The organism is Streptomyces flavofungini (genome assembly GCF_041028215.1).
GTDB lineage: Bacteria > Actinomycetota > Actinomycetes > Streptomycetales > Streptomycetaceae > Streptomyces > Streptomyces flavofungini_B.
This window is the reverse complement of record NZ_JASKYR010001526.1, coordinates 1-659: the sequence shown is the minus strand read 5'-3', so window position 1 is coordinate 659 and position 659 is coordinate 1. Positions and strand designations below refer to the sequence as shown.

Sequence of the window (659 nt, the reverse complement as noted above, 5' to 3'; positions counted from 1 at the left end):
ATGTTGGACTTGAGCGAGCCGAGCCAGAGCGGCCGTCCGGCCGGGCGGTCCTGTCCGTAGGCGGCGAGCAGCGCGCGTGCCTCGATCGGGTCGCCGAGCACGGTGGCCGTGCCGTGGCCCTCCACGGCGTCCACGTCGGCGGGGGCGAGCCCCGCGTCGGCGAGCGCGTCGCGGATCACGCGCTCCTGGGCGGGGCCGTTCGGCGCGGTCAGGCCGTTGCTCGCGCCGTCCTGGTTGACCGCCGAGCCCCGCAGGACGGCCTGGACGCGGTGGCCGTTGCGGCGGGCGTCGGAGAGCCGTTCGAGGACGAGCACGCCGAGGCCGTCGGAGAAGCCCGTGCCGTCCGCCGTGGCCGCGTAGGAGCGGCAGCGGCCGTCCGGCGAGAGGGCGCGCTGACGGGAGAACTCCTGGTAGACCGTGGGCGTGGAGGCGACGGTGACACCGCCGACGACCGCGAGGGAGGACTCCCCCGAGCGCAGCGAGCCCATGGCGAGGTGCGTGGCCACCAGCGAGGACGAGCACGCCGTGTCGACCGTCAGCGAGGGCCCCTCGAAGCCGAAGGTGTACGCGATCCGGCCCGACGCGACGGCGGCGAGGGTGCCGATGCCCCAGTAGCCCTGGAGGTCCGTGCCGCCCGTACGGGCCAGATAGCCGTAGTC

General features: G+C 75.3%; 1 protein-coding gene. It reads right to left on the bottom strand.

Annotated features, from left to right (window positions below; all coding sequences use genetic code 11):
* Positions 1-659, bottom strand: a 659-nt coding sequence (locus tag AB8Z36_RS42010; RefSeq protein WP_369218565.1) for a beta-ketoacyl synthase N-terminal-like domain-containing protein, incomplete at both ends; no start/stop codon positions are given.